Origin of the sequence: Shigella sp. FJ200513 (assembly GCF_040495915.1) — a bacterium.
Taxonomy (GTDB): domain Bacteria; phylum Pseudomonadota; class Gammaproteobacteria; order Enterobacterales; family Enterobacteriaceae; genus ECMA0423.
The window spans coordinates 1-24,340 of the sequence record NZ_JBDYCV010000060.1 but is presented as its reverse complement, the minus strand read 5'-3'; the positions used below and the strand labels follow the sequence as shown (position 1 = coordinate 24,340).

Annotated in this window: 20 protein-coding genes and 1 pseudogene; 5 read left to right on the top strand and 16 right to left on the bottom strand. The window is 51.6% G+C overall.

The window, feature by feature from the left end; translation table 11 throughout:
* Positions 1-102: 102 nt before the first annotated feature.
* Positions 103-675: a YbaY family lipoprotein gene (locus ABZJ92_RS13710; protein ID WP_000779831.1), complete on the bottom strand. Its 573-nt coding sequence runs from the start codon at positions 673-675 to the stop codon at positions 103-105.
* A gap of 217 nt (positions 676-892) precedes the next feature.
* Here ABZJ92_RS13710 and tesB point away from each other — a divergent pair, with 217 nt between their 5' ends.
* Positions 893-1,753, top strand: a complete 861-nt coding sequence (gene tesB, locus ABZJ92_RS13705) for an acyl-CoA thioesterase II (RefSeq protein ID WP_000075874.1) — start codon at positions 893-895, stop codon at positions 1,751-1,753.
* A 48-nt stretch (positions 1,754-1,801) separates the two neighbouring features.
* Here tesB and amtB read toward each other — a convergent pair whose 3' ends face one another.
* The 6 genes from amtB to cof all read right to left on the bottom strand — a co-directional run bounded on the left by amtB (position 1,802) and on the right by cof (position 8,643).
* Complete coding sequence (gene amtB / locus ABZJ92_RS13700) at positions 1,802-3,088, bottom strand: ammonium transporter AmtB (protein ID WP_000685036.1); 1,287 nt, start codon at positions 3,086-3,088, stop codon at positions 1,802-1,804.
* Between the two features lie 29 nt (positions 3,089-3,117).
* A complete protein-coding gene (gene glnK, locus ABZJ92_RS13695) occupies positions 3,118-3,456 on the bottom strand; it encodes a P-II family nitrogen regulator (protein ID WP_000780338.1) in 339 nt (112 codons plus the stop codon).
* 180 nt (positions 3,457-3,636) lie between these two features.
* Positions 3,637-5,418 carry a SmdB family multidrug efflux ABC transporter permease/ATP-binding protein gene (locus ABZJ92_RS13690; protein ID WP_001256186.1) on the bottom strand — a complete coding sequence of 594 codons (1,782 nt, stop codon included), beginning with the start codon at positions 5,416-5,418 and terminating at the stop codon, positions 3,637-3,639.
* Complete coding sequence (locus tag ABZJ92_RS13685; RefSeq protein ID WP_001235584.1) at positions 5,411-7,183, bottom strand: SmdA family multidrug ABC transporter permease/ATP-binding protein; 1,773 nt, start codon at positions 7,181-7,183, stop codon at positions 5,411-5,413. Before ABZJ92_RS13685 ends, ABZJ92_RS13690 begins: the two co-directional genes overlap by 8 nt.
* A gap of 29 nt (positions 7,184-7,212) precedes the next feature.
* Positions 7,213-7,671: a DNA-binding transcriptional regulator DecR gene (gene decR, locus ABZJ92_RS13680; protein WP_000884590.1), complete on the bottom strand. Its 459-nt coding sequence runs from the start codon at positions 7,669-7,671 to the stop codon at positions 7,213-7,215.
* A 153-nt stretch (positions 7,672-7,824) separates the two neighbouring features.
* The gene (cof, locus tag ABZJ92_RS13675; protein WP_005053018.1) at positions 7,825-8,643 is read right to left on the bottom strand and encodes an HMP-PP phosphatase; all 819 of its coding nucleotides are present in this window, start codon (positions 8,641-8,643) and stop codon (positions 7,825-7,827) included.
* Between the two features lie 99 nt (positions 8,644-8,742).
* Between cof and ABZJ92_RS13670 the strand changes: the two are divergent.
* Positions 8,743-10,435, top strand: a pseudogene (locus ABZJ92_RS13670) (SgrR family transcriptional regulator).
* Between the two features lie 64 nt (positions 10,436-10,499).
* Positions 10,500-11,195: a 7-cyano-7-deazaguanine synthase QueC gene (gene queC / locus ABZJ92_RS13665; protein ID WP_000817229.1), complete on the top strand. Its 696-nt coding sequence runs from the start codon at positions 10,500-10,502 to the stop codon at positions 11,193-11,195.
* A gap of 51 nt (positions 11,196-11,246) precedes the next feature.
* Here queC and fadM read toward each other — a convergent pair whose 3' ends face one another.
* The 9 genes from fadM to bolA form a co-directional block, all read right to left on the bottom strand.
* Positions 11,247-11,645: a long-chain acyl-CoA thioesterase FadM gene (fadM, locus tag ABZJ92_RS13660; RefSeq protein WP_353765441.1), complete on the bottom strand. Its 399-nt coding sequence runs from the start codon at positions 11,643-11,645 to the stop codon at positions 11,247-11,249.
* A 93-nt stretch (positions 11,646-11,738) separates the two neighbouring features.
* On the bottom strand, positions 11,739-12,110 hold the full coding sequence (locus tag ABZJ92_RS13655; protein WP_000680312.1) for a helix-hairpin-helix domain-containing protein: 372 nt from the start codon (positions 12,108-12,110) through the stop codon (positions 11,739-11,741).
* A 150-nt stretch (positions 12,111-12,260) separates the two neighbouring features.
* Entirely contained in the window at positions 12,261-14,132 is a 1,872-nt protein-coding gene (gene ppiD / locus ABZJ92_RS13650; protein WP_353765440.1) for a peptidylprolyl isomerase, read from the bottom strand.
* Positions 14,133-14,323: 191 nt separating this feature from the next.
* The gene (gene hupB / locus ABZJ92_RS13645; RefSeq protein ID WP_254892905.1) at positions 14,324-14,614 is read right to left on the bottom strand and encodes a nucleoid-associated protein HU-beta; all 291 of its coding nucleotides are present in this window, start codon (positions 14,612-14,614) and stop codon (positions 14,324-14,326) included.
* Between the two features lie 190 nt (positions 14,615-14,804).
* Positions 14,805-17,159 (bottom strand): endopeptidase La, encoded by a 2,355-nt coding sequence (lon, locus tag ABZJ92_RS13640; protein WP_005053030.1) that lies wholly within the window; start codon positions 17,157-17,159, stop codon positions 14,805-14,807.
* A gap of 187 nt (positions 17,160-17,346) precedes the next feature.
* Positions 17,347-18,621, bottom strand: a complete 1,275-nt coding sequence (clpX, locus tag ABZJ92_RS13635; RefSeq protein WP_000130305.1) for an ATP-dependent protease ATP-binding subunit ClpX — start codon at positions 18,619-18,621, stop codon at positions 17,347-17,349.
* Positions 18,622-18,746: 125 nt separating this feature from the next.
* Positions 18,747-19,370, bottom strand: coding sequence for an ATP-dependent Clp endopeptidase proteolytic subunit ClpP (gene clpP, locus ABZJ92_RS13630; RefSeq protein WP_000122253.1), 624 nt, complete (start codon positions 19,368-19,370; stop codon positions 18,747-18,749).
* 246 nt (positions 19,371-19,616) lie between these two features.
* The gene (tig, locus tag ABZJ92_RS13625) at positions 19,617-20,915 is read right to left on the bottom strand and encodes a trigger factor (protein ID WP_001198386.1); all 1,299 of its coding nucleotides are present in this window, start codon (positions 20,913-20,915) and stop codon (positions 19,617-19,619) included.
* 343 nt (positions 20,916-21,258) lie between these two features.
* Complete coding sequence (gene bolA / locus ABZJ92_RS13620; RefSeq protein ID WP_000973448.1) at positions 21,259-21,576, bottom strand: transcriptional regulator BolA; 318 nt, start codon at positions 21,574-21,576, stop codon at positions 21,259-21,261.
* A 304-nt stretch (positions 21,577-21,880) separates the two neighbouring features.
* On the opposite strand from bolA, the gene ABZJ92_RS13615 reads away from it, so the two are divergent.
* Positions 21,881-22,459 (top strand): lipoprotein, encoded by a 579-nt coding sequence (locus ABZJ92_RS13615; RefSeq protein WP_005053036.1) that lies wholly within the window; start codon positions 21,881-21,883, stop codon positions 22,457-22,459.
* 43 nt (positions 22,460-22,502) lie between these two features.
* Positions 22,503-23,978 carry a muropeptide MFS transporter AmpG gene (gene ampG, locus ABZJ92_RS13610; protein WP_000098438.1) on the top strand — a complete coding sequence of 492 codons (1,476 nt, stop codon included), beginning with the start codon at positions 22,503-22,505 and terminating at the stop codon, positions 23,976-23,978.
* Positions 23,979-24,340: the final 362 nt, after the last annotated feature.

Genomic DNA, 24,340 nt, shown 5'->3' with positions numbered 1-24,340 from the left:
CCGGAAACAAGTGAGCGTTTCCGGATTCTTACACAGCCACTGGATCGGTCAACTGATCCTTAACTGATCGGCATTACTCCGGGCGGAGAGGGTTAACGTCGCTTAATATTGCGTAGGAGCGGGAACTGCCGAAGACGGATTCACCTGAGTTGGTGAAGTCGAAGGTACGGTAGTCGTTGCGCCACCGCTGGCCTGAACCGGCACGGCGGTTTGCTGTACCGGCACCAATGTCAGGTCGGCTTTAGTTCCGCCCTGGTTGATCACCGGCTGAACGGTATCGGTGATAAATACCAGTTTGTCATTCACGGTAATCGCCGCACTCAACAGAATACGCGCGTTCGGCTGAACATCTGCCGGGTTAAATGGCAGAACAAAGCTGAATGGTGACTGTTTACCTTCAGTACGCACCGCTTTCTGCGCCAGCACTTTTGACGGTGCATCGGCTAACGACGCGTCAGAAAGTGTCACGGTCAGCACAGCATCAGGCGGCAGTGCGACTTTCTGACGGATCCAGACAGTACCGGAGACATTCGGTTGCTGGATAGCAGGTTGTTGTGTTGCTGAAATAGACGTATTTGCAGCCGGGGCTGGCGTCTGAATATCCGCGCTTTTATCTGCGCAAGCCGCCAACGCAATCGCAACCGCTAAACCACTGGCCATGTGCACGAGTTTCATTCATTTCTCCTTATTATCAATGCACCAGCGGGCTAACTTTCCTCGCCGGAAGAGTGGTTAACAAAATAGTAACGTCAACAAGTGTGGCACACATCACGCATTTCTGCCTGTAATTAGCCCGTAATTCAGACTATTTCACCCATCGGACCAGTGGCAAATTTGCGTTATACTCAACTCACTTTGGCTTGCTGCGGCAGCTTTGTTACTGGAGAGTTATATGAGTCAGGCGCTAAAAAATTTACTGACATTGTTAAATCTGGAAAAAATTGAGGAAGGACTCTTTCGCGGCCAGAGTGAAGATTTAGGTTTACGCCAGGTGTTTGGCGGCCAGGTCGTGGGTCAGGCCTTGTATGCTGCAAAAGAGACCGTCCCGGAAGAGCGGCTGGTACATTCGTTTCACAGCTACTTTCTTCGCCCAGGCGATAGTAAGAAACCGATTATTTATGATGTCGAAACGCTGCGTGACGGTAACAGCTTCAGCGCCCGCCGGGTTGCTGCTATTCAAAACGGCAAACCGATTTTTTATATGACGGCCTCTTTCCAGGCACCAGAAGCGGGTTTCGAACATCAAAAAACAATGCCGTCCGCGCCAGCGCCTGATGGCCTGCCTTCGGAAACGCAAATCGCCCAATCGCTGGCGCACCTGCTGCCGCCAGTGCTTAAAGATAAATTCATCTGCGATCGTCCGCTGGAAGTCCGTCCGGTGGAGTTTCATAACCCACTGAAAGGTCACGTCGCAGAACCACATCGTCAGGTGTGGATCCGCGCAAATGGTAGCGTGCCGGATGACCTGCGCGTTCATCAGTATCTGCTCGGTTACGCTTCTGATCTTAACTTCCTGCCGGTAGCTCTACAGCCGCACTGCATCGGTTTTCTCGAACCGGGGATTCAGATTGCCACCATTGACCATTCCATGTGGTTCCATCGCCCGTTTAATTTGAATGAATGGCTGCTGTATAGCGTGGAGAGCACCTCGGCGTCCAGCGCACGCGGCTTTGTGCGCGGTGAGTTTTATACCCAAGACGGCGTGCTGGTTGCCTCGACCGTTCAGGAAGGGGTAATGCGTAATCACAATTAAAAAAATAGCCGGAGGTGAAAACCGTCCGGCTATTTTTTGCAGTGCTTGTTACGCGTTATAGGCATTCTCGCCGTGGCTGTTGACGTCCAGCCCTTCTCGCTCTTGTTCTTCCGGCACACGTAGGCCAACCGTCAGATCCGCCAGTTTGTAGCCAATAAATGCCACCACACCGGACCAGACGATCGTAATGGCGATGCTTTCCAACTGTACCAGCAACTGATGGCCCATCGTCACACCTTCAGCGAAGCCCACGCCGCCCAGAGAACTGGCGGCAAAAATCCCGGTCATGATACAGCCGACAATGCCACAAACGCCGTGCACACCGAAGACATCGCAGGGATCATCCACCCGCAGCAAGCGTTTGAGCATGGTAACGCCCCACAAACCCGCCAGACCAGCTACCACGCCGATAATCAACGCGCCGCCAACCCCAATGTAGCCGCACGCTGGCGTCACGCCGACCAGACCGGCAATCGCGCCAGAACACGCTCCCAGCAGAGAAGGCTTACCACGCAGCGCCCATTCACCGAAGATCCAGCCAAGAATTGCCGCCGCCGTTGCGACCACAGTATTCACAAATGCCAGTGCCGCGATTTCATTCGCCGTGCCCACTGACCCGGCGTTAAAGCCAAACCAACCGATATAGAGAATGGCAGTCCCGGTGAAGACCATCGGCAGGTTGTGCGGTTTAAACGCCTCTTTACCGAAGCCTACGCGTTTGCCTATCAGATACGCGCCCACCAGACCGGCGATTGCTGCGTTAATGTGCACCACCGTGCCACCCGCGAAATCCAGCGCACCGTGAGAAGCCAGCAAACCACCGCCCCACACCATATGCGCAATCGGAATGTAAGAGAGCGTCAGCCATACCACCACGAAAATCAACACAGCTGAGAAGCGGATTCGTTCCGCCAGCGCCCCAACTATCAAGCCTACGGTAATGCAGGCAAACGATCCCTGAAACGCTACGTGGATATACTGATAAATGCTGCCCATCACCGCCGTCAGTTCGATGTTTTTTAGCATCAACCAGTTAATGTTGCCGAAGAAGTTGTTGCCCTCACCAAACGCCAGCGAATAACCGTAAACCACCCAGAGAATACAGACCAGTGCAAACGTCACCGTCACCTGCGTCAGCATCGACAGCACGTTTTTGCCGCGAATCAACCCACCGTAAAACAGGGCAATCCCCGGAATAGTCATAAACAGCACCAGCGCAGTACAAATCATCATAAACGCATTGTCGGCTTTATCGGCCACCGCAGGTGCAGCCATTACCAGTCCCGGCAGCATCGCCAGTGAAGCAAGCCCAGTTTTTATCGTCGCTATCTTCATTTTTCGTTCCTGTTGCTGTGTGCCAGAGATTACAGCGCCGCTTCGTCGGCTTCGCCGGTACGAATACGAATGACGCGTTGCAATTCAGCGACGAAGATTTTGCCGTCGCCAATTTTTCCGGTGTAAGCCGCCTTACTGACGATATCGATCACTTCATCGAGTTGGTCATCAGCAATCGCCACATCAATTTTTACTTTTGGCAGGAAGTTGACGCTGTATTCCGCCCCCCGGTACAGCTCGGCATGCCCTTTCTGACGCCCGAAACCTTTCACTTCGGTGACGGTCAGGCCCTGAATACCAATGGAAGATAACGCTTCACGAACGTCTTCCAGCTTGAATGGTTTGATTATCACGGTCACCAGCTTCATAGATCCCCTCCGGTCAGAATTCGGTAATGGTTCTGCTACACGAAGAAGGTATTGCAAGCGGTGTGCCAGAAATGAAAAACGAGAAAGAGAGCAGGAAGTTAAGAAGATTGAAAATGAAAACGCACTATGACAGTGCACAGTGCGTTACATTTTTGCACCAACGATGAAATATTGCGCTATTCAGGCGCTCAATGATTCCTCTTCACGCACGCTGGCTGCCAGCTCTTCGCCCGCAAGTTGCAGTTGATACATCTGCCAGTAGCGTCCCTGGGCCGCCAGCAGTTGCTGGTGAGTGCCCTGCTCCACGGCTTGCCCACGATGAAGCACCAGAATGGTGTCGGCATCAATAATAGTTGATAAGCGGTGAGCAATCACCACCAGCGTGGTATGTTCACGCACCGCCGCCAGAGCATGTTGAATCGCCTGTTCAGTACCGGAGTCAATGCTGGCGGTTGCCTCATCAAGGATCAGGATTTGCGGCGTCTCCACCAGCACGCGCGCCAGTGCCAGCAGTTGCTTTTGCCCGACTGAGAGATTATTTCCCTGCTCGCCCAGCGGCGTATAAATACAATCACTCATGCTGCGCGCCAGCTCCGCCAGTTGCACGGTTTCCAGCGCCTGCCAGACGCGTTCTTCGGAGATATCCCGCCCCAGCGTCACATTAGCGAGGAAGGTATCCGCCAGCACCACCGGATCTTGCTGCACCATTGCCACGCCCTGGCGCAGCGCGCTATGACTTAGCGAACTTAATGGACGACCATCAAGGTGAATCTCACCTTCCGTTAGCGGGTAATAGCCCATCAATAAACTGGCGAGGGTACTTTTACCACTGCCGGTATGCCCGACCAGCGCCACAAAGTTACGCGAAGGCACAGAGAGATTAATGTTCTTTAGCACCAGATTGTCATCGCGATAAGCAAATGACACGTTATCGACTTCGATGGTGCCACTCTGTAACGGGTAATCATCATTGCCATATTGCTGGCGCGGTCCGTCCATCAGTTCAAACACGCGCTCACCAGCAACAACAGCCTGTTGCAGCATCGCCTGTTGCGTGGTCAGTTCGATTAAGGGTTCGTTAAGTCGCCCAAGATAGCTGATAAACGCATACAACACGCCCACTTCAATGGTGCCGCTGGCGGAGAAGCCAAACAGCATCAATAAGCCACAAAGAATGAGCGATGAAAACAGACTCAGCAGCGGACGCAGCAGAAAACCGTCGAGGCGCAGGGTTTGCATCCTAGCCATATAGTGTGAACGACTGGCCTCCCCCATACGTTCGCCAAATCGCGCCTGCTGACGAAACTGCTGGATAACGCTCATGCCATTGATGATTTCGTTAAAGCCGTCGTTGATATCCGCCAGATAGGCGCGCACACGGCGGACAATCGGCGTGCTGTAACGCTGGTATATCACCATTACCACCAGCACCACCGGGAAAATCATTATCGCCACCAGCGCCATTCGCCAGTCGAGGCTGAACATCGCCACCAGCATCGCGCCCACCAGTGCGGCACTGCGCAGGACAGTTGCCACTACGGTAACGTAGAGATCGCGGATCACTTCAGTGTCATTAGTGACGCGGGAAATCACCTGCCCGACGGGTTGGGTATCAAACTCGCTTAATGGCTGGCGTAACGCAGCATCCATCACGTCGGTACGCAACTGTTGCACTGCGCCTACTGCCGCCCGATTAAACAGCAGCGACTGCGCGTAATGTAGCCCGGCGGCAAACAGTTGTAGCCCAACATACGCCGCAGCCAGCCCTGCAACCACTTTCAACGGCAGGTTATTTTTCGCTACCATATTGTCGATAAAATAGCTGATAAGCAGCGGCCCACTGACTTCTGCCGCCGCCGCAACCCACATCATCAGGACCGCAATCCCCAGCGGTTTACGCCACGGCGAACCATACGCTAACAGGCGCTTGAGAGTCGGCCACAGTTGGCTAAAACTACGCATCGACGGCCTCCTCGCGAATTTCCGGAACGTCGTCGAGCGCCGCCTCCAGTTGTTGATAGCGATACATATCGCGATACCAACCGCTTTGTTGCGCCAGCTCATCATGATTGCCACGCTGGGCGATATGTCCGTGCTGCATCACAATAATTTCACTGGCTTCCGTCAGTGCCGAAAGGCGATGGGCACTGATGATTACCGTTCTTCCCTGTCCCCACTGACGCAGGTTATGCAGGATCTGGTGCTCTGTGCGTCCGTCCACCGCCGAAAGCGCATCATCAAGGATGAGGATTTCCGCGTTGACTAATAACGCTCGAGCAATGGAGATACGCTGTTTTTGCCCACCGGAAAGCATCACGCCGCGCTCGCCCACTTCTGTATCGTAACCTTGCGGTAGACGCAAAATATCGTCATGTACGCTGGCTAACCGCGCGACATGCTCAATCTCTTGCTGGGTGGCATTCGGGCAACCCAGCGCGATGTTATTCGCCACGGTGTCAGAAAAAAGGAATGGCGTCTGGCTGACCACCGCCAGGCGGCTACGCCAGCTATCGAGTTGTAACTTCGTCAGAGGAATATCATGAAAGCGAATATCCCCCTCGCTGACGTCGAAATGACGCTGAATGAGCGACAACAGGGTACTTTTGCCGGAACCAGTCGGCCCGCAAATACCCAGCATCTGACCGGGTTTCAGGGCGAAATTGACGTTTTCCAGCGCAGGATGGTCAGTCTGCGGATACGTGAACTGGTGAATATTTACATCCAGTTCGCCACGCCCTTCCGGCACGGGTTCGCTACCATCGTTCACCACCGGCGCTTCCGCCAGCATGGCGCGAATACGGCTGTATGCAGCACTACCACGTTCCACAATGTTAAACATCCATGCCAGCGCCAGCATTGGCCAAATCATCAGACCTAAATACATCATAAAACTGGTGAGCTGGCCCAGCGTTAAACTGCCCTGCACCACCATCCAACTACCGCCGCCAATCGCCAGCAAGTTCGCCATACCAATCGCGATATAGATGGTCGGGTCGAAGCGAGCATCAATACGCGCCACCCGCATGTTTTTTTTGCCGGTATCTTCGGCATCCGCGGCAAATAACGCCGACTGGCGATCTTCCAGACCAAAGGCTTTGATCATGCGGATACTGGTGAGGCTTTCCTGGGTGCGGTCATTAAGACTGGAAAACGCCGCCTGTGCCAGCTTAAAGCGTTCATGCAAGGCATCGCCGTTGCGCTTAATCATGATCGCCATCACTGGCATCGGTAACAGGGCAAATAAGGTCAACTGCCAGCTAATTTGCGTAGACATCATAATCAACACAGCGCAGCCCATTACCAGTGAATCCACCAGCGTCAGCACCCCTTCTCCGGCGGCAAACACGACGCGATCGACGTCATTGGTCGCACGAGCCATGAGATCACCCGTGCGATGACGCAGGTAAAACTCCGGGTGCTGCCGGCTTAGCTGACGGTAATAATCTTCACGCAGTTCAACAGCCAGTTGGTAAGACGCGCCAAACAGCAATACGCGCCAGACATAACGCAGGAGATAAACCACAACGGCAATCAGCACCATGGTGGCGATCCACATCAGGCTCAGCCCGGTAGTAAAGTGTTGTTCTGTCACGCCATCGACAACAATACCAACCACTTTTGGCGGAACCAGTTGCAGCATCGCGATAATGACAAGCAAGGCGACAGCCCCAAGATAGCGACGCCATTCCCGACGGAAATACCAGCTTAATTGAGCAAATAATCGCACGCGTTGTGTCCTGACCTGATTCTGGATATTTATTCGATGGGTAAAGAAGTGGTGTATTTAATCTGTTCCATCGCGAAGCTGGAAGTGACGTCCGACAGCCCCGGCACGCTGTTTACCAGACGCTTATAAAACTCGTCGTAGCGTTTCATGTCGGCAACCTGGACGCGCATCAGATAATCGTATTCACCAGCCATGCGCCAGACCCCCAGCACTTCTGGCATTTCGGTAACCACCGTGACAAAGCGGCAATACCATTCGCTGCTGTGATGTTGCGTTTTTATCAGCACAAAGGCGGTCAGGCCGAGGCCTATTTTTTCCGGATCCAGCAGGGCGACTTTGCCGATAAGGATACCGTCGTCCTCCAGCCGTTTCAGGCGCTTCCAGCAGGGGGTGGTTGTCAGATTAACGGCTTCAGCCAGTGCCTGCAAAGAGAGGGTGCAATCCTGCTGCAGTAAGGCCAGCAGCTTACGGTCAATTTTATCTAACATAGCCCTTCCACGGAGAATTTTTTTCTCTTTTAATTCTATTTTAAAGGTGAAATCGCGACAATTTATTCTGTGCGGTTTAAACACCACGGCACAAAATGACAAATTCAACGCAAAAAAAAACCGGGCAATTGCCCGGTGCTGGAAGGGATCTCGTTATTCGGGGGAATAAGGTAGATGTGGATAGTCCAGCCAGTGCGTCAAATAGTGAGAGACAGCCTGATTTCGGCAATGTCCAATCACCGGTAAATGCGGGAGCTCCGCGCGCAGTTGCGGCATCGCATTGCCCATAATAAACCCGCTACCGACGCTGCCTAACATTTCGCGATCGTTCATCGCATCACCAAAGGCCATGCAATCGCGCAACGATAAACCTAAATGTTGGGTCCGCACCGTCAATGCAGCGCCTTTATTGCAGCCCACCGGCAGCACTTCGAGGCAATCCGTGGCGGAAAAACACAAATGTGCACGCTCGCCTAATGCTTCGTATAGCTGGATCTGCAAGCGTGTAAGATCGTCGTGATCGCCACAGAAGCAGATCTTGGTGACGCTGCCGAGTGGCATTTTTTTGACATCGATTATCTGATAACGAAAACCGCTATAGACAAATACCTGCAACAACGCAGGGCTCTCTTTCCCGGTAAACCAACCGTCGTCATTGAAGATATGCATGCTGGCTCGGGTATCCCATTGCTGATACAGCACCAGCTCCGCGACATCCGCAGGTAAATCATCACGATGTAAAAGTTCACCTTCCAGAGAATGCACGCGCGTTCCGTTGCCGGTAATCAAATATGCATCCAGCGATAGCGCCCCGAGAATATGCTGCATCTCCAGCGCATGACGCCCCGTGGCAAAAGTGAGGGTAATGTCGCGTTCACGCAGTCGCGCCAAAGTAGAGAGGGTTTTCTCACCTAAATGATGGTCAGGCATCAATAAAGTGCCATCCATATCAAATGCTACCAGACGAGCCATTTCTTTCTCCACTCTGTGACACGGTTAATGGTGATTGAGTATCACCTGATATATACGGAAGTAATAGTGAATAGTTAAATAATATTGTTCCGGGTTTATATGCGATTGCTCAACCGTCTTAACCAGTATCAACGTCTGTGGCAACCTTCAGCCGCAAACCGTCACCGTCAGCGAACTGGCCGAACGCTGTTTTTGCAGCGAACGCCATGTTCGTACGCTGTTGCGTCAGGCACAGGAGGCGGGATGGCTGGAGTGGCAGGCGCAGTCAGGACGCGGAAAGCGCGGACAATTACGCTTTCTGGTCACGCCGGAATCGCTACGCAATGCGATGATGGAACAGGCACTGGAAACCGGAAAGCAGCAAGATGTGCTGGAGCTGGCGCAACTGGCCCCAGGTGAGCTGCGCACTCTGTTACAGCCATTTATGGGCGGACAATGGCAAAACGATACACCCACGTTGCGTATTCCCTACTATCGCCCGCTCGAACCGCTACAACCAGGCTTTTTGCCCGGCCGTGCCGAGCAGCATCTCGCCGGGCAGATATTTTCCGGCCTGACCCGCTTCGATAATAATACTCAGCGCCCGATTGGCGATTTAGCGCATCACTGGGAAACCTCTACTGACAGGTTACGCTGGGACTTTTATCTTCGTTCAACCCTACACTGGCATAACGGCGATGCAGTAAAAGCCTCACACTTACACCAGCGATTATTGATGCTGTTACAACTGCCAGCACTGGATCAATTATTTATTAGCGTGAAGCGTATTGAAGTCACCCATCCGCAGTGTCTGACCTTCTTTTTACATCGCCCCGATTACTGGCTTGCGCACCGGCTGGCGAGCTATTGCAGCCATCTGGCGCATCCGCAATTCCCACTGATCGGCACTGGTCCTTTTCGCTTAACACAATTCACAGCGGAGCTGGTGCGCCTGGAGAGCCATGATTATTACCATTTGCGTCATCCGCTGCTTAAAGCGGTTGAGTACTGGATAACTCCGCCGCTTTTCGAAAAAGATTTGGGAACCAGTTGTCGGCATCCCGTGCAAATCACCATCGGCAAACCGGAGGAGCTGCAACGGGTCAGCCAAGTCAGTAGTGGCATCAGTTTAGGTTTTTGCTATTTAACGTTGCGCAAAAGTCCCCGACTCTCCCTCTGGCAGGCGCGAAAAGTGATCTCCATTATTCATCAATCCGGTTTATTACAAACGTTAGAAGTCGGAGAAAACCTGATCACCGCCAGTCATGCATTACTGCCAGGCTGGACTATTCCGCACTGGCAAGTACCGGATGAAGTCAAACTACCGAAAACCTTGACGCTGGTTTATCACCTACCGATAGAACTTCATACCATGGCAGAACGCCTACAGGCGACACTGGCAGCGGAAGGCTGTGAACTCACAATTATTTTTCATAACGCAAAAAACTGGGACGACACGACCCTACTGGCACACGCAGACCTCATGATGGGCGACAGATTAATTGGCGAAGCACCGGAATATACTCTGGAGCAATGGCTACGTTGCGATCCACTATGGCCACATGTTTTCGACGCTCCAGCATATGCACATCTGCAATCGACGCTGGACGCGGTGCAAGTAATGCCTGATGAGGAAAACCGATTTAATGCCCTGAAAGCGGTTTTTAGCCAGTTAATGGCAGACGCGACGCTGACGCCGCTGTTCAACTATCACTATCGCATTAGTGCCCCTCCCGGCGTGAACGGTGTGCGACTGACACCGCGCGGCTGGTTTGAATTTACCGAAGCCTGGCTTCCCGCGCCGTCGCAATGAATAGCTGGTCCGGGTTAATCGCAGGCGTTACCATAACGCTTTTATTGTTCAAGCAGGATTATCTATGAAACGTGCTGTCGTTGTGTTCAGTGGAGGCCAGGATTCCACCACCTGTCTGGTGCAGGCATTACAACAATATGATGAAGTCCATTGCGTGACGTTCGATTACGGTCAGCGACATCGCGCAGAAATCGACGTGGCACGCGAACTGGCGCTGAAACTGGGAGCACGCGCGCATAAGGTTCTTGATGTAACGCTGCTCAACGAGCTGGCGGTCAGCAGCCTGACACGTGACAGCATTCCGGTGCCTGATTATGAACCTGAAGCCGATGGCATCCCGAATACGTTTGTCCCAGGGCGTAATATTTTGTTCCTGACGCTGGCGGCAATATATGCGTATCAGGTAAAAGCAGAAGCCGTAATTACCGGCGTCTGTGAAACGGATTTCTCCGGCTACCCGGATTGCCGCGATGAGTTTGTGAAAGCACTAAACCATGCCGTCAGTTTGGGCATGGCGAAAGATATTCGTTTTGAAACGCCGCTGATGTGGATTGATAAAGCGGAAACCTGGGCGCTGGCAGATTATTACGGCAAACTGGATTTAGTCCGTAACGAAACGTTGACCTGCTATAACGGCATTAAAGGCGACGGTTGCGGTCATTGTGCGGCATGTAATTTACGCGCCAACGGTTTGAATCATTATCTGGCCGATAAACCGACGGTGATGGCAGCGATGAAGCAGAAAACCGGGTTGAGGTAATTATTCCGGGTGTCGCCGGATGCGGCTTGAGCATCCGGCACCACAAAACGTTTACTTAACCATCTGCTCCAGCTTTTCGCGCAATTCCCCTTCCAGAGCTAATGCTTTCTGCGTTTTAAGATCAATACAAACAAACGTAATAAGCGCATCCGCTACCTCCTGCCCTTCCGGCTCCAGTGTAATGACCTGGTTTAAGATGCCGCTTTTACCGTTTAATTGCTGCAACTGACTGGTAATAGTTAACAGGTCGCTTAATACCGCTGGACGACGATAGTTAATATTGATATTGACCACGACGAAGGCGATGTTATGGGCCGTCATCCACTGAAAACTGTCGCTATTTTCCACCCCATCCCAGCGGGCTTCTTCGAGAAATTCAAGGTAGCGGGCGTTGTTGACGTGCTGGTAAACGTCGAGATGATATCCACGAACTTTGATTTGTGTTTGCATAGCGCAATAACCTTACGTTGTTGTTATAAGTACAGAGGTCATAACTGGTATGACCTCTTCAGTCTGGCAAAAAATTGCCACTATGCAAATTAATTACAGGGTTAATACCGCCAGATTACGTTCCACCAGCGAATTGCCCATCCCCGGCACCTGCTTTAGATCCTCCACCGTTTTAAACGGACCGTACTCTTCGCGATAACTGACAATCGCCTGCGCTTTCTTCAGGCCAACGCCATTCATCGCGCGGGCTAGCTCTTCCGCGCTGGCATTATTAATGCTGACCCGGGTGCCTTCTTCGTCACTGGCTTTCGCCGGTACTGCTGCTTTACTTTGTGCTGCAGGAGCTTCCGCTTTGGTTTCTACCGCCGTCGGTTTCGCCACAGAAGCTGCCGCCAGCGCGCTATGAGACATTCCGGCACAGGCCAGGGACAGTGTAATGAGCAGTGCTTTAATTCCGTGTTTCATACTGTTTTCTCCTTGTTTGTTAACAGTGGAATCACCTTAACGGGAGTGAAAACAGTAAACAAATGGCAATGTTCAGAAATGGAAAAGGCCGCGAAAGCGACCTTTTCTTGTTACAGCTGCAACGCATTTTTTTGCGAGGCGGCTTCAGGATTATTGCTGTTCCAGCGCATCGCCAATTTTGATTTTCGCCTCTTTACGCAGGTTACTCATCAGAGCTTCAAAGACGATTTGTGCGTTGTTCTGGGTGATACCCTGCACCATCGCTTTTTTCTGATCTTCCGGCATTGAACCTTGTTTCACTTCATCCAGCGCCAGCAGAACCACATTACCTTGCATATCGGTCGCCATACCGTAGCTCGGTTTGTCTTTCGCTGGCAGTGGCAGTGCAAACGCCGCCTGGCTAATCGGGTCACGACCGGAACGGCTTAAGGTTTTCGGCTCGCCAAATTTCAGACCGGCAGCCTGCATAGCTTCCGCACCTTTGCCGGCTTTCAAATCAACCAGCAGTTTCTCAGCATCCACTTTCGCCTGTTGTTCAGCTTTGTTGTGCTGAACCAGTGCCTTAACTTGTTCCTGAACATCTGCCAACGGTTTCACCGCTTCCGGTTTGTGCTCGCTGACGCGCAGCACGAATGCGCGGTCGCCGTCTACGGTGATGATGTCAGAGTTGATGCCCGACGCGCCGTTTTCACCTACCAGACCGCCGTTAAAGATAGCGTCGGCAACCGGCTTGAAGTTCAACTCTTCCGGCAGGTTATCTTTGCTGAACCAACCCGTCTGAGTGGCTTTAACGCCGGCAGCTTGCTCTGCACCGGCCAGAGACTCGGTGTCGTTGCTTGCCGCATCGCTCACTTTCTGCTGCAGCGCATAGTACGCATCGAGGGCTTTTTCGTGTTTCACTTTCGCCGCAATGTCGTCACGTACTTCGTCTAACGATTTCACTTTCGCTGGCTGAATGTCGTCCAGACGTACAATCAGGAAACCGACCGAAGATTTGATGACACCAGACAGTTGGCCTTTTTCTTTCAGACCAGCATTTTTCAGTTCGTCGGGGATAGTGGCATCTTCTAACCAACCCATATCGCCGCCGTTACGGGCAGAGATAATATCGGCAGATTTTTCTTTGGCTAATGCAGCAAAATCACCGCCTTTATTCAGCTCATCAAGTACCGCTTTCGCTTCATCTTCAGTTTTGGTCTGGATGATGCTGTAGCGGGTACGCTGCGGCTGGGTGAATTGATCCTGATGCTGATCGTAGTAGCTCTGGATATCCGCATCGCTAACCGGTTGCTGCATCGTTGCGGCAACCAGCTTGATGTAACTCACGCGGAATTGTTCCGGCGTCATGAAATTGTTTTTGTTTTGTTCGTAGTAGCTGGCAATCTCCTGTTCGGTCACAGGCTGCTTCGCCGCCAGCGCGTTAACATCGATAGTCGCCTCACGCACCACGCGTTGTTGCGCGACCAGTGCCGCCAGCTCGTCGGTTTCACCTTTCAGCATAAAATCGGTACCGGCAACGCCGTTAATCAGCTGTTGGGTAGTGAGCTGGTTACGCAGCGCCTGGGCGTACTGATCGGCGGTCATCCCCATCTGGTTGAGGATACCGTTATAGCGGCTGTTATCAAATTTGCCGTCAACCTGGAAGGCTGGGGTCGCGAAAATCGCCTGTTTAACCTGCTCATCACTGATACCCAGTTTCAGCTCACGAGCGTACTGACCCAACAGCGCCTCGTCGATCAGACGATTCAGCACCTGTTGACGCAGGGTTTTCATATAGCCTTCGTTCGCTGCCAGCTCGGAGTATTGATCGCCCAGCTGTTGCTGCATACGATTACGCTCGCTGTTAAAGGCGTTCTCGAACTGCCCACGGCTGATTTCCTGGTCATTCACTTTTGCGGCGTAGTTATTGCCTCCGCCAATCAGGTAACCACTCACGCCGGTCAATATGAACGACACGATAATGATACCGAAAATAATCTTGAGCACGAGACTGTTTGCAGCCGTGCGTAAGCTGTCCATCATGGTGTAACAACACTCCGCTGTAGATGACTGTGTACCTCACGCAACGTATCGATGCGCGCAAAGGCCTATTGTGACAAGAAACGGGGGCAATTGTCAGCCCACAAGACACAGAAAGTCACCGAATACAAATAAAAAAGGCACATCAGTAGATGCGCCCTTGAACTTCGTCACATCCCCACTGGGGACAACGCTTAGTTTACCGCGTCTTTCAGTGCTTTACCTGCACGGAAGCTCGGTACTTTAGCGGCAGCGATGGTGATCTCTTTACCGGTCTGCGGGTTGCGGCCAGTACGGGCAGCACGCTCTTTAACGGCAAAAGTACCAAAACCTACCAGTGCTACATCATCCCCTTCTTTCAGAGATTCAGTTACGGAAGCAATAATAGCATCTAACGCACGGCCAGCCGCAGCTTTAGAGATATCAGCCCCTGCAGCAATCTTGTCGATCAATTGAGATTTATTCACTCTTCTCTTCCTCTTTATAATTTATATCGCACTTGAATCCTTCAAGGTACGAACGCGCAGCAGTTATATCAGGCCAGCCATCCCCTTACAACACCCCTTAATAAGGGCAAGCCCGATCCGCTATCTAACTTAGCGAGACAAAAAAAGGCTGGCAAGCCCGAATTAGCCTGCCAGCCCTGTTTTTATTAGTGCATTTTGCGCGAGGTCACTATTTTGCAGTCACAACCTGCATGCCAGACGGTTCATTTTGCAGCGCCAGAGTCAGAACTTCCTCAATGCGCTTCACAGGATGAATGTCCAGATCGGCAATTACGTTGTCAGGAATCTCTTCCAGATCGCGTTTATTTTCGAACGGAATTAGCACTGTTTTAATCCCGCCGCGATGCGCTGCCAGGAGTTTTTCTTTCAAACCACCGATCGGCAGTACCTGACCACGCAGAGTGATCTCACCGGTCATTGCCACATCGGCACGAACCGGGTTACCGGTCAGGCAAGAAACCAGCGCGGTGCACATAGCAATACCGGCACTCGGACCATCTTTCGGCGTCGCACCTTCCGGTACGTGGACGTGGATGTCACGTTTTTCGTAAAAATCAGGGTTGATCCCCAGTTTTTCCGCACGCGCACGAACCACCGTTAACGCCGCCTGAATAGACTCCTGCATCACTTCGCCGAGCGAACCGGTATAGGTCAGTTTGCCTTTACCCGGAACACATGCGGTTTCAATGGTCAGCAAGTCACCGCCCACTTCCGTCCACGCCAGACCGATTACCTGACCGACACGGTTTTCGTTATCAGCGCGACCATAGTCGAAACGCTGAACACCGAGGTAGTCATGCAGGTTATCGCCGTTAATTTCGATATGTTTTAATGACTTATCGAGCAGTAACTGCTTAACCGCTTTGCGGCACAGTTTGGAGATTTCACGCTCCAGACCACGCACGCCCGCCTCACGGGTGTAGTAACGAATAATGCCGATAATGGCGCTATCGTCGACGGTCAGCTCACCTTTTTTCAGTGCATTACGTTCAATCTGCTTCGGCAGCAGGTGACGTTTGGCGATGTTCAGTTTTTCATCTTCGGTATAACCGGAGAGGCGAATCACTTCCATACGATCCAGCAGCGGTGCCGGAATGTTCATGGAGTTCGACGTCGCGACAAACATCACGTCGCTGAGATCGTAATCCACTTCCAGGTAGTGGTCGCTGAACGCTACGTTCTGCTCTGGATCCAGCACTTCAAGCAGTGCAGAGGCCGGATCGCCTCGCATGTCAGAAGACATTTTGTCGATCTCATCGAGCAGGAACAGCGGATTTTTCACGCCCACTTTCGCCATTTTCTGGATCAGTTTACCCGGCATAGAACCGATGTAAGTACGGCGGTGACCACGGATTTCCGCTTCATCACGCACGCCGCCCAGCGCCATACGGACATATTTACGCCCGGTGGCTTTGGCAATGGACTGACCAAGAGAGGTTTTACCTACCCCCGGCGGCCCTACCAGGCAGAGGATCGGTCCCTTGATTTTGTTGACACGGCTTTGAACCGCAAGGTACTCAAGGATGCGATCTTTCACGCGCTCCAGACCATAATGGTCGGTATCAAGGATTTCCTGCGCCTGACGCAGGTCTTTTTTGACCTTGCTGCGCGCATTCCACGGTACCTGTACCATCCAGTCGATATAACCACGCACTACGGTCGCTTCTGCCGACATCGGAGACATCATTTTCAGCTTCTGCAACTCTGCTTCCGCTTTCTCTTTTGCCTCTTTCGGCATCTTCGCCGCGTCGATTTTGCGCTTCAGGGCTTCGTTTTCGTCCGGCACGTCGTCCATTTCACCGAGTTCTTTCTGAATAGCTTTCATTTGCTCGTTCAGATAGTACTCACGCTGGGATTTCTCCATCTGCTTTTTAACGCGGTTGCGAATGCGTTTCTCAACCTGCAGCAGATCGATTTCCGATTCCATCATTGCCATCAGATATTCCAGACGTTCGTTAACGTCGGACATCTCCAGAACGGACTGTTTGTCAGCCAGTTTCAGCGGCATATGTGCAGCAATGGTATCCGCCAGACGCGCCGGATCGTCGATGCTATTCAGCGACGTCAGCACTTCTGGTGGGATTTTTTTGTTCAGCTTGATGTAGCCTTCGAACTGGCTGATTGCAGTACGCACCAGCACTTCCTGTTCCCGCTCATCAATGGTCGGCGACTCCAGATACTCCGCCTTCGCAGAAAAGTGTTCGCCATTGTCAGAGAGCGCAGAAATACGCGCGCGCTGTAACCCCTCGACCAGCACTTTGACGGTGCCGTCAGGCAGTTTCAGCATCTGCAATATAGAGGCCACGGTCCCGACGGTGAAAAGATCGTTTACACCCGGCTCATCCGTTGAAGCTTCTTTCTGCGCGACCAGCATAATTTTTTTATCATGGTCCATCGCCGCTTCCAGACAACGGATAGATTTTTCCCGCCCGACAAATAAGGGGATGACCATGTGCGGATAAACCACCACATCGCGCAGCGGCAATACGGGGATTTCAATGCGTTCAGAACGCTCAGGATTCATAGAGCTCTCTCTTAGTTTAATTTCCGCCAGGTAATCAGATGACACGACTGTGCTTCACGCCATCTATTAACATGTACGTCAGTATATGGGGATGTTTCCCCCACATTCAACGCCGAGAATAGAGGAAAAATTAAAGGGGAGATAAAATCCCCCCTTTTTGGTTAACTAATTGTATGGGAATGGTTAATTATTCACCAGATGCCTGTTGCGCTTCCGGCTTACCATAAATCAGCAACGGTTTGCTTTGACCATCAATTACCGACTCGTCGATAACCACTTTTTCGACGTCTTCCATGGACGGCAGATCGTACATGGTATCGAGCAGTGCGGCTTCTACGATGGAACGCAGGCCACGGGCACCGGTTTTACGCGCCATCGCTTTCTTAGCGATAGCATCCAGCGCCTCGTCACGGAATTCCAGATCCACGCCTTCCAGATTAAACAGCGCCTGATACTGCTTGGTCAGGGCGTTTTTCGGCTCTTTGAGGATCTGAATCAGAGCTTCTTCGCTCAGTTCATTCAACGTTGCTACAACCGGCAGACGACCAATGAACTCAGGGATAAGACCAAACTTGATCAGATCTTCCGGTTCAACCTGCGCCAGCAGCTCGCCTTCGCTTGCTTTGTCGGACTTCGCTTTTACCGTCGCGCCAAAACCAATGCCGGAGCCGGTTTCTACACGGTGGGAAATCACTTTATCCAGACCGGCAAACGCACCGCCACAAATAAACAGGATCTTAGAGGTATCAACCTGCAAGAATTCCTGCTGCGGATGTTTACGCCCACCTTGCGGTGGAACAGCAGCTACCGTACCTTCGATCAGTTTCAACAGTGCCTGCTGTACTCCTTCACCGGAAACGTCTCGGGTAATGGACGGGTTGTCTGACTTACGAGAAATCTTGTCGATTTCATCGATGTAGACAATCCCGCGCTGCGCTTTCTGTACGTCGTAATCGCACTTTTGCAACAGCTTCTGAATGATGTTTTCAACGTCTTCGCCCACATAACCGGCTTCGGTCAGCGTGGTTGCGTCGGCCATGGTGAACGGGACGTCCAGCAGGCGCGCCAGCGTTTCAGCCAGCAGCGTTTTACCGGAACCGGTCGGACCGATCAGCAGAATGTTACTTTTGCCCAACTCGACACCATTGCTGGTATCGCCGTTGCGCAGACGTTTGTAATGGTTGTATACCGCGACCGCCAGCACTTTTTTCGCCTGTTCCTGGCCGATAACGTAATCGTCCAGGTGGTTGCGAATTTCATGCGGCGTCGGTAGCGCACTGCGTTCACGATGCGGTGCAACTTCTTTAATCTCTTCGCGAATGATGTCGTTACATAAATCAACACATTCGTCGCAGATATACACGGATGGACCGGCAATCAGCTTGCGCACTTCATGCTGGCTTTTGCCGCAAAAAGAGCAATACAGCAATTTGCCTGAGCCATCTTTGCGTTTATCTGTCATGGGTCAAAACCTCTTCTTTGTTCTTTGTGCCGCACACGACGACGCAAATGCCATTCTCAGGCGCAAGCCGCTTACAGCGTTGTGCCGCCCTAGATAAGTATAGCGGCACAGTTGCGCCTCTGGCATCAATTACGATGGGTCAGAATCGAATCGACCAGACCGTATTCCACCGCTTCAGGGGCGGAAAGGAAGCGATCGCGCTCGGTATCACGTTCAATCTGTTCTAATGATTGACCCGTATGAAGCGCCATAAGTTCATTCATGCGCCCTTTAACTTTCAGAATTTCACGGGCATGAATTTCGATATCGGTCGCCTGGCCCTGGTAGCCGCCCAACGGTTGGTGAATCATCACGCGCGAATTCGGCAGGCAAAAACGTTTACCTTTTGCCCCTGCGGTCAACAAGAAAGCGCCCATCGAGGCCGCCTGGCCCATACAGATGGTGCTGACATCAGGCTTGATAAACTGCATGGTGTCATAGATAGACATCCCGGCAGTGATCACCCCGCCTGGGGAGTTAATGTACAGATAGATATCTTTTTCTGGGTTTTCCGCTTCCAGGAACAGCATCTGCGCCACAATCAGGTTAGCCATGTGGTCTTCAACCTGGCCAGTCAGAAAAATGACGCGTTCCTTAAGTAGACGAGAATAGATATCAAAAGAGCGCTCACCGCGTGAGGTCTGTTCAATGACCATCGGCACCAGCGCCATATGGGGTGCAAAGTTATCTCGTTCGCCGCTGTATGACATTTCCGTCTCCTGGATAAAATTGAAAAAAACCTGCTGTACCGATTGTAACCTTATGGACGGATTATCAGCTAGTCCCTGTGTTATGGGTACGGCATCACCATATTTCAAGCATAACAATCTTTTGTTGTTACGCTAACACCGAAAGAGGCTTTTCGCACGGCTCCATGCAAAATTCATGACAAAAAAAAGCCCACCACCTGGCGGTGACGGGCCTTTGTGCGAATTTAGCGCGTTATGCTGCGTAAATTACGCCTGCTGGTTCATCAGCTCGTTGAAAGTGGTTTCTTTTTCAGTCACTTTCGCTTTCGCCAGTACAGCTTCAACAGCCTGTTCTTCCAGAGCAACATTGCGCATGTTGTCCATCAGTTCTTTGTTTTTGCTGTAGAACTCGATAACTTCTTTCGGATCTTCGTACGCAGAAGCCATCTCTTCGATCAGGCCTTTCACGCGCTCTTCGTCAGCTTTCAGCTCGTTGGTGCGGATAACTTCGCCCAGCAGCAGGCCAACAACTACGCGGCGTTTAGCCTGTTCTTCGAACAGTTCGCGCGGCAGTTCCAGAGCTTGTTTTTCGTTGCCACCGAAACGCTGTGCAGCCTGGCGACGCAGAACGTCGATTTCGCTGTCGATCAGCGCAGCCGGTACGTCGATGTCGTTAGCTTTTACCAGACCTTCGATCGCCTGAGACTTAACGCGGTTACGGATGGCGCTCTTCAGCTCGCGCTCCATGTTTTTACGCACTTCAGCGCGCAGACCTTCTACGGAACCATCTTCAACGCCGAAACGTTTGATGAATTCTGCAGTCAGTTCCGGCAGTTCACGCTCTTCAACTTTCTTCAGGTTGATAGCGAATTTCGCTGCTTTACCTTTCAGGTTTTCTGCGTGGTATTCTTCCGGGAAGGTCACGTCGATGGTGAACTCTTCGCCAGCTTTGTGGCCTTTGATACCGTCTTCAAAGCCCGGGATCATACGACCCTGGCCCATCGCCAGTACGAAATCAGACGCTTTACCGCCTTCGAACTCTTCGCCGTCTACAGAACCGGTGAAGTCGATGGTTACGCGGTCTTCTGCTTCAACAGCGCCGTCTTTTTCTTTCCAGGTCGCCTGCTGTTTACGCAGAGTATCCAGCATGCCGTCAACGTCAGCGTCGGTCACTTCAACGATCGGTTTTTCAACTTCGATCGCTTCCAGACCCTGCAGTTCAACTTCCGGATAAACTTCAAACTCTACAGAGTAAGTGAAGTCTTCACCCAGCTTGTATTCGCCCGGAACATAAGTCGGTGCGCCAGCCGGATTGATTTTTTCTTTAATGATGGCGTCAATGAAGTTACGGCTCATCAGGTCACCCAGAACGTCCTGGCGTACAGACGCGCCATAACGCTGAGCAACGATATTCATTGGCACTTTGCCTTTGCGGAAGCCGTCAATACGTACTTTTTTCGCAACGTTGACCAGCTCGCTTTTAACAGCGGTCTCGATGCTGTCAGCAGCGATAGTAATCGTTACACGGCGGCCAAGGCCTTGAGTGGTTTCAACTGAAACTTGCATCTTGTTACCTCAAAAAATCACAGTGCTCGGTCAACTCTTACCCCGCAAGCACAGGTTGTTGGCTTCGCGGAACCGGGATGTTCTTATAATCAATCACATTCCCTGTTACCAGAATCATCCCGAAAGCATTCAAATAGGACGCGGCATTATAGCGGCATCACTTTTATGAGTCGAGAACGGTTATTGCGCGCTGTCGCGTATTTTTTCACAATTCCCGGGCAATTTTCGTCTGAATGCTGGGCAAAAAGCGCAAAATCCAGACAAAACAAAACGGCCCGCAGGCCGTTTTTCATAAAATCTTTAGCAACATACTGGAAAAGCGCCGACAGTTGCAAATGCGTTTTTACGCGATGCTTCCTGCTCCACGACAGGGAGGAGAGGCAAAGACGGTGTCCTGCAACCCTTCCCACTCCTTAATAGTGTAAGTATGCAGAGCCAGCGCATGAACGGTAGTAGAGAGTTCCTCCGCTAAAGTACTGTAAATCATTCGATGACGATTCAGAAAACGTTCACCCGTAAAACGATCGCTGACCAGCACAACTTTAAAATGGCTTTCAGAGCCGGCTGGGACATTGTGACGATAGCTTTCATCCACTACTTCGAGGAATACGGGTTGGAACGCCGCCCTTAATTTTTCTTCTATCCGCTCACGTATCATCATGAAATATCTCCTCCGACAACGCTGAGATGTCATCCATCCCTTTAAATACTAGCCGCTTTTACCGTTTCCATTGCAGCTTAACAACAAATATTTAGGTTTCGTCCTGGTTTTTCCGTCAAGCGTATGAAGTTTACTGATTTAAAGATTGAAACACAGGCCTCGCATCAGCGTTTCTTTTACCAGGGGTGATTATTTCGTCAACATGATGAATTTACATGCCTTACCCACTTCCCCTCGCCGTTGGCAATGTTATGATGGCGGGAATTTTTACCAAACACGCTTAAGAGTCTCTGAGAGCCCGAACATGTTCAAAAAAATCCTCTTCCCGTTAGTTGCTCTGTTTATGCTTGCAGGATGCGCAAAACCGCCAACAACTATTGAAGTTTCCCCGACGATTACACTGCCACAGCAGGATCCAAGCCTGATGGGCGTCACCGTAAGCATTAATGGTGCCGATCAGCGTACCGATCAGGCGCTGGCAAAAGTCACCCGCGATAATCAAATCGTTACCCTGACCGCCTCCCGCGCTCTGCGTTTCCTGCTGCAAGAAGTGCTGGAAAAACAGATGACCGCGCGTGGTTACATGGTTGGTCCGAATGGCCCGGTTAATCTGCAAATCATCGTTAGCCAACTGTATGCTGACGTGTCCCAGGGCAACGTGCGCTACAACATCGCTACCAAAGCGGATATCGCCATCATCGCTACCGCGCAGAATGGCAACAAAATGACCAAAAACTATCGTGCCAGCTACAACGTTGAAGGTGCGTTCCAGGCCTCCAACAAAAATATCGCCGATGCGGTTAACAGTGTGCTGACCGATACCATCGCTGATATGTCTCAGGACACCAGCATTCACGAATTCATCAAGCAGAACGCGCGTTAATTTCTGCCCTCTGGCCCGGTGCAAGCCGGGCCTGTAGACGCCCATGTCCAGTCAATATTTACGTATTTTTCAACAGCCGCGTTCAGCCATATTGCTGATCCTGGGTTTTGCTTCCGGGCTACCGCTCGCCCTGACATCCGGCACCTTACAGGCCTGGATGACGGTCGAAAATATCGATCTCAAAACCATTGGTTTCTTCTCTCTGGTAGGCCAGGCTTACGTTTTTAAATTCCTCTGGTCACCGCTGATGGACCGCTACACGCCCCCATTTTTTGGGCGGCGGCGCGGTTGGCTGCTCGCCACGCAAATCCTGTTATTAGTCGCCATTGCGGCGATGGGTTTTCTCGAACCAGGCACCCAACTCCGCTGGATGGCGGCGCTGGCGGTGGTGATCGCTTTTTGCTCTGCCTCCCAGGATATTGTCTTCGATGCGTGGAAAACCGATGTGCTCCCGGCAGAAGAACGTGGTGCGGGCGCGGCAATCAGCGTGCTGGGTTACCGTTTAGGGATGCTGGTTTCCGGCGGCCTAGCCCTGTGGCTGGCAGATAAATGGTTGGGCTGGCAGGGCATGTACTGGTTGATGGCGGCGCTGTTGATCCCCTGTATTATCGCGACGTTGCTTGCACCAGAACCAACCGACACCATTCCTGTGCCCAAAACGCTGGAACAAGCGGTTGTTGCACCTCTGCGAGATTTCTTTGGTCGCAATAATGCCTGGCTTATTTTGCTTCTTATCGTGCTGTATAAGCTGGGCGACGCATTCGCCATGAGCCTGACAACCACGTTTTTGATTCGCGGCGTCGGGTTTGATGCGGGTGAAGTAGGCGTGGTAAACAAAACGCTTGGCTTACTGGCGACCATTGTTGGCGCATTGTACGGTGGGATTTTGATGCAGCGCCTGTCGCTGTTCCGGGCGCTGCTGATTTTCGGCATTTTACAAGGTGCGTCTAACGCTGGTTACTGGCTGCTGTCGATTACTGATAAGCATCTCTACAGCATGGGCGCAGCCGTCTTTTTCGAAAACCTCTGTGGCGGGATGGGCACATCAGCCTTTGTCGCGCTGTTAATGACGCTGTGTAATAAGTCATTTTCCGCTACTCAATTTGCCCTGCTCTCAGCGCTTTCCGCTGTAGGGCGAGTTTATGTCGGCCCCGTGGCGGGTTGGTTTGTTGAAGCACACGGCTGGTCGACATTCTATCTATTCTCCGTCGCCGCTGCCGTACCGGGGCTTATTTTGCTGCTGGTTTGCCGCCAGACGCTTGAATATACACGAGTAAATGACAACTTTATCTCCCGTACCGAATATCCGGCAGGTTATGCCTTTGCCATGTGGACACTGGCGGCGGGCGTCAGCCTGTTGGCCGTGTGGTTACTTCTGTTGACGATGGACGCGCTGGATTTGACGCACTTCTCTTTCCTGCCTGCTCTGCTGGAAGTCGGGGTTTTAGTCGCCCTTTCTGGCGTCGTGCTTGGTGGTTTGCTGGATTATCTGGCGCTACGAAAAACGCATCTGACGTAATCTGTAAATATTATTTAGCTGTAGTAATCACTCGCCGTAATTATTACGGCTAAATAAACATCAGCATCGCTTATTAATATTTGTTCTTTTGTGCGGCTTAGCGTTTGGAAATTATTGACGCCATTTATAAATTCTATTTTTCTTACACGATTCAGCTAATGAGTCTTTATTTTCTCACCACCCAGTTGTCACTTTAATGATAATTATTTGTTAAATAATTGTTTTATTTCGCATTGGTTATACCAATTGCCCACCAAGACTCCTTCTGCACTCCCCTTTTGTTATAAGTAAGCGCCCCATCAGCGACGTCTTGTGAAAATTGTCCTGTCTGGCAACAATCGCGCCCATCTATATTGATGGAC

Bases quoted from the DNA above. Each gene is read 5' to 3' on its own strand.
- ABZJ92_RS13710 (WP_000779831.1), bottom strand. From the start codon at position 675: ATGAAACTCGTGCACATGGCCAGTGGTTTAGCGGTTGCGATTGCGTTG.
- tesB (WP_000075874.1), top strand. From the start codon at position 893: ATGAGTCAGGCGCTAAAAAATTTACTGACATTGTTAAATCTGGAAAAA.
- amtB (WP_000685036.1), bottom strand. From the start codon at position 3,088: ATGAAGATAGCGACGATAAAAACTGGGCTTGCTTCACTGGCGATGCTG.
- glnK (WP_000780338.1), bottom strand. From the start codon at position 3,456: ATGAAGCTGGTGACCGTGATAATCAAACCATTCAAGCTGGAAGACGTT.
- ABZJ92_RS13690 (WP_001256186.1), bottom strand. From the start codon at position 5,418: ATGCGTAGTTTTAGCCAACTGTGGCCGACTCTCAAGCGCCTGTTAGCG.
- decR (WP_000884590.1), bottom strand. From the start codon at position 7,671: ATGTTAGATAAAATTGACCGTAAGCTGCTGGCCTTACTGCAGCAGGAT.
- cof (WP_005053018.1), bottom strand. From the start codon at position 8,643: ATGGCTCGTCTGGTAGCATTTGATATGGATGGCACTTTATTGATGCCT.
- queC (WP_000817229.1), top strand. From the start codon at position 10,500: ATGAAACGTGCTGTCGTTGTGTTCAGTGGAGGCCAGGATTCCACCACC.
- fadM (WP_353765441.1), bottom strand. From the start codon at position 11,645: ATGCAAACACAAATCAAAGTTCGTGGATATCATCTCGACGTTTACCAG.
- ABZJ92_RS13655 (WP_000680312.1), bottom strand. From the start codon at position 12,110: ATGAAACACGGAATTAAAGCACTGCTCATTACACTGTCCCTGGCCTGT.
- ppiD (WP_353765440.1), bottom strand. From the start codon at position 14,132: ATGATGGACAGCTTACGCACGGCTGCAAACAGTCTCGTGCTCAAGATT.
- lon (WP_005053030.1), bottom strand. From the start codon at position 17,159: ATGAATCCTGAGCGTTCTGAACGCATTGAAATCCCCGTATTGCCGCTG.
- clpX (WP_000130305.1), bottom strand. From the start codon at position 18,621: ATGACAGATAAACGCAAAGATGGCTCAGGCAAATTGCTGTATTGCTCT.
- clpP (WP_000122253.1), bottom strand. From the start codon at position 19,370: ATGTCATACAGCGGCGAACGAGATAACTTTGCACCCCATATGGCGCTG.
- tig (WP_001198386.1), bottom strand. From the start codon at position 20,915: ATGCAAGTTTCAGTTGAAACCACTCAAGGCCTTGGCCGCCGTGTAACG.
- bolA (WP_000973448.1), bottom strand. From the start codon at position 21,576: ATGATGATACGTGAGCGGATAGAAGAAAAATTAAGGGCGGCGTTCCAA.
- ABZJ92_RS13615 (WP_005053036.1), top strand. From the start codon at position 21,881: ATGTTCAAAAAAATCCTCTTCCCGTTAGTTGCTCTGTTTATGCTTGCA.
- ampG (WP_000098438.1), top strand. From the start codon at position 22,503: ATGTCCAGTCAATATTTACGTATTTTTCAACAGCCGCGTTCAGCCATA.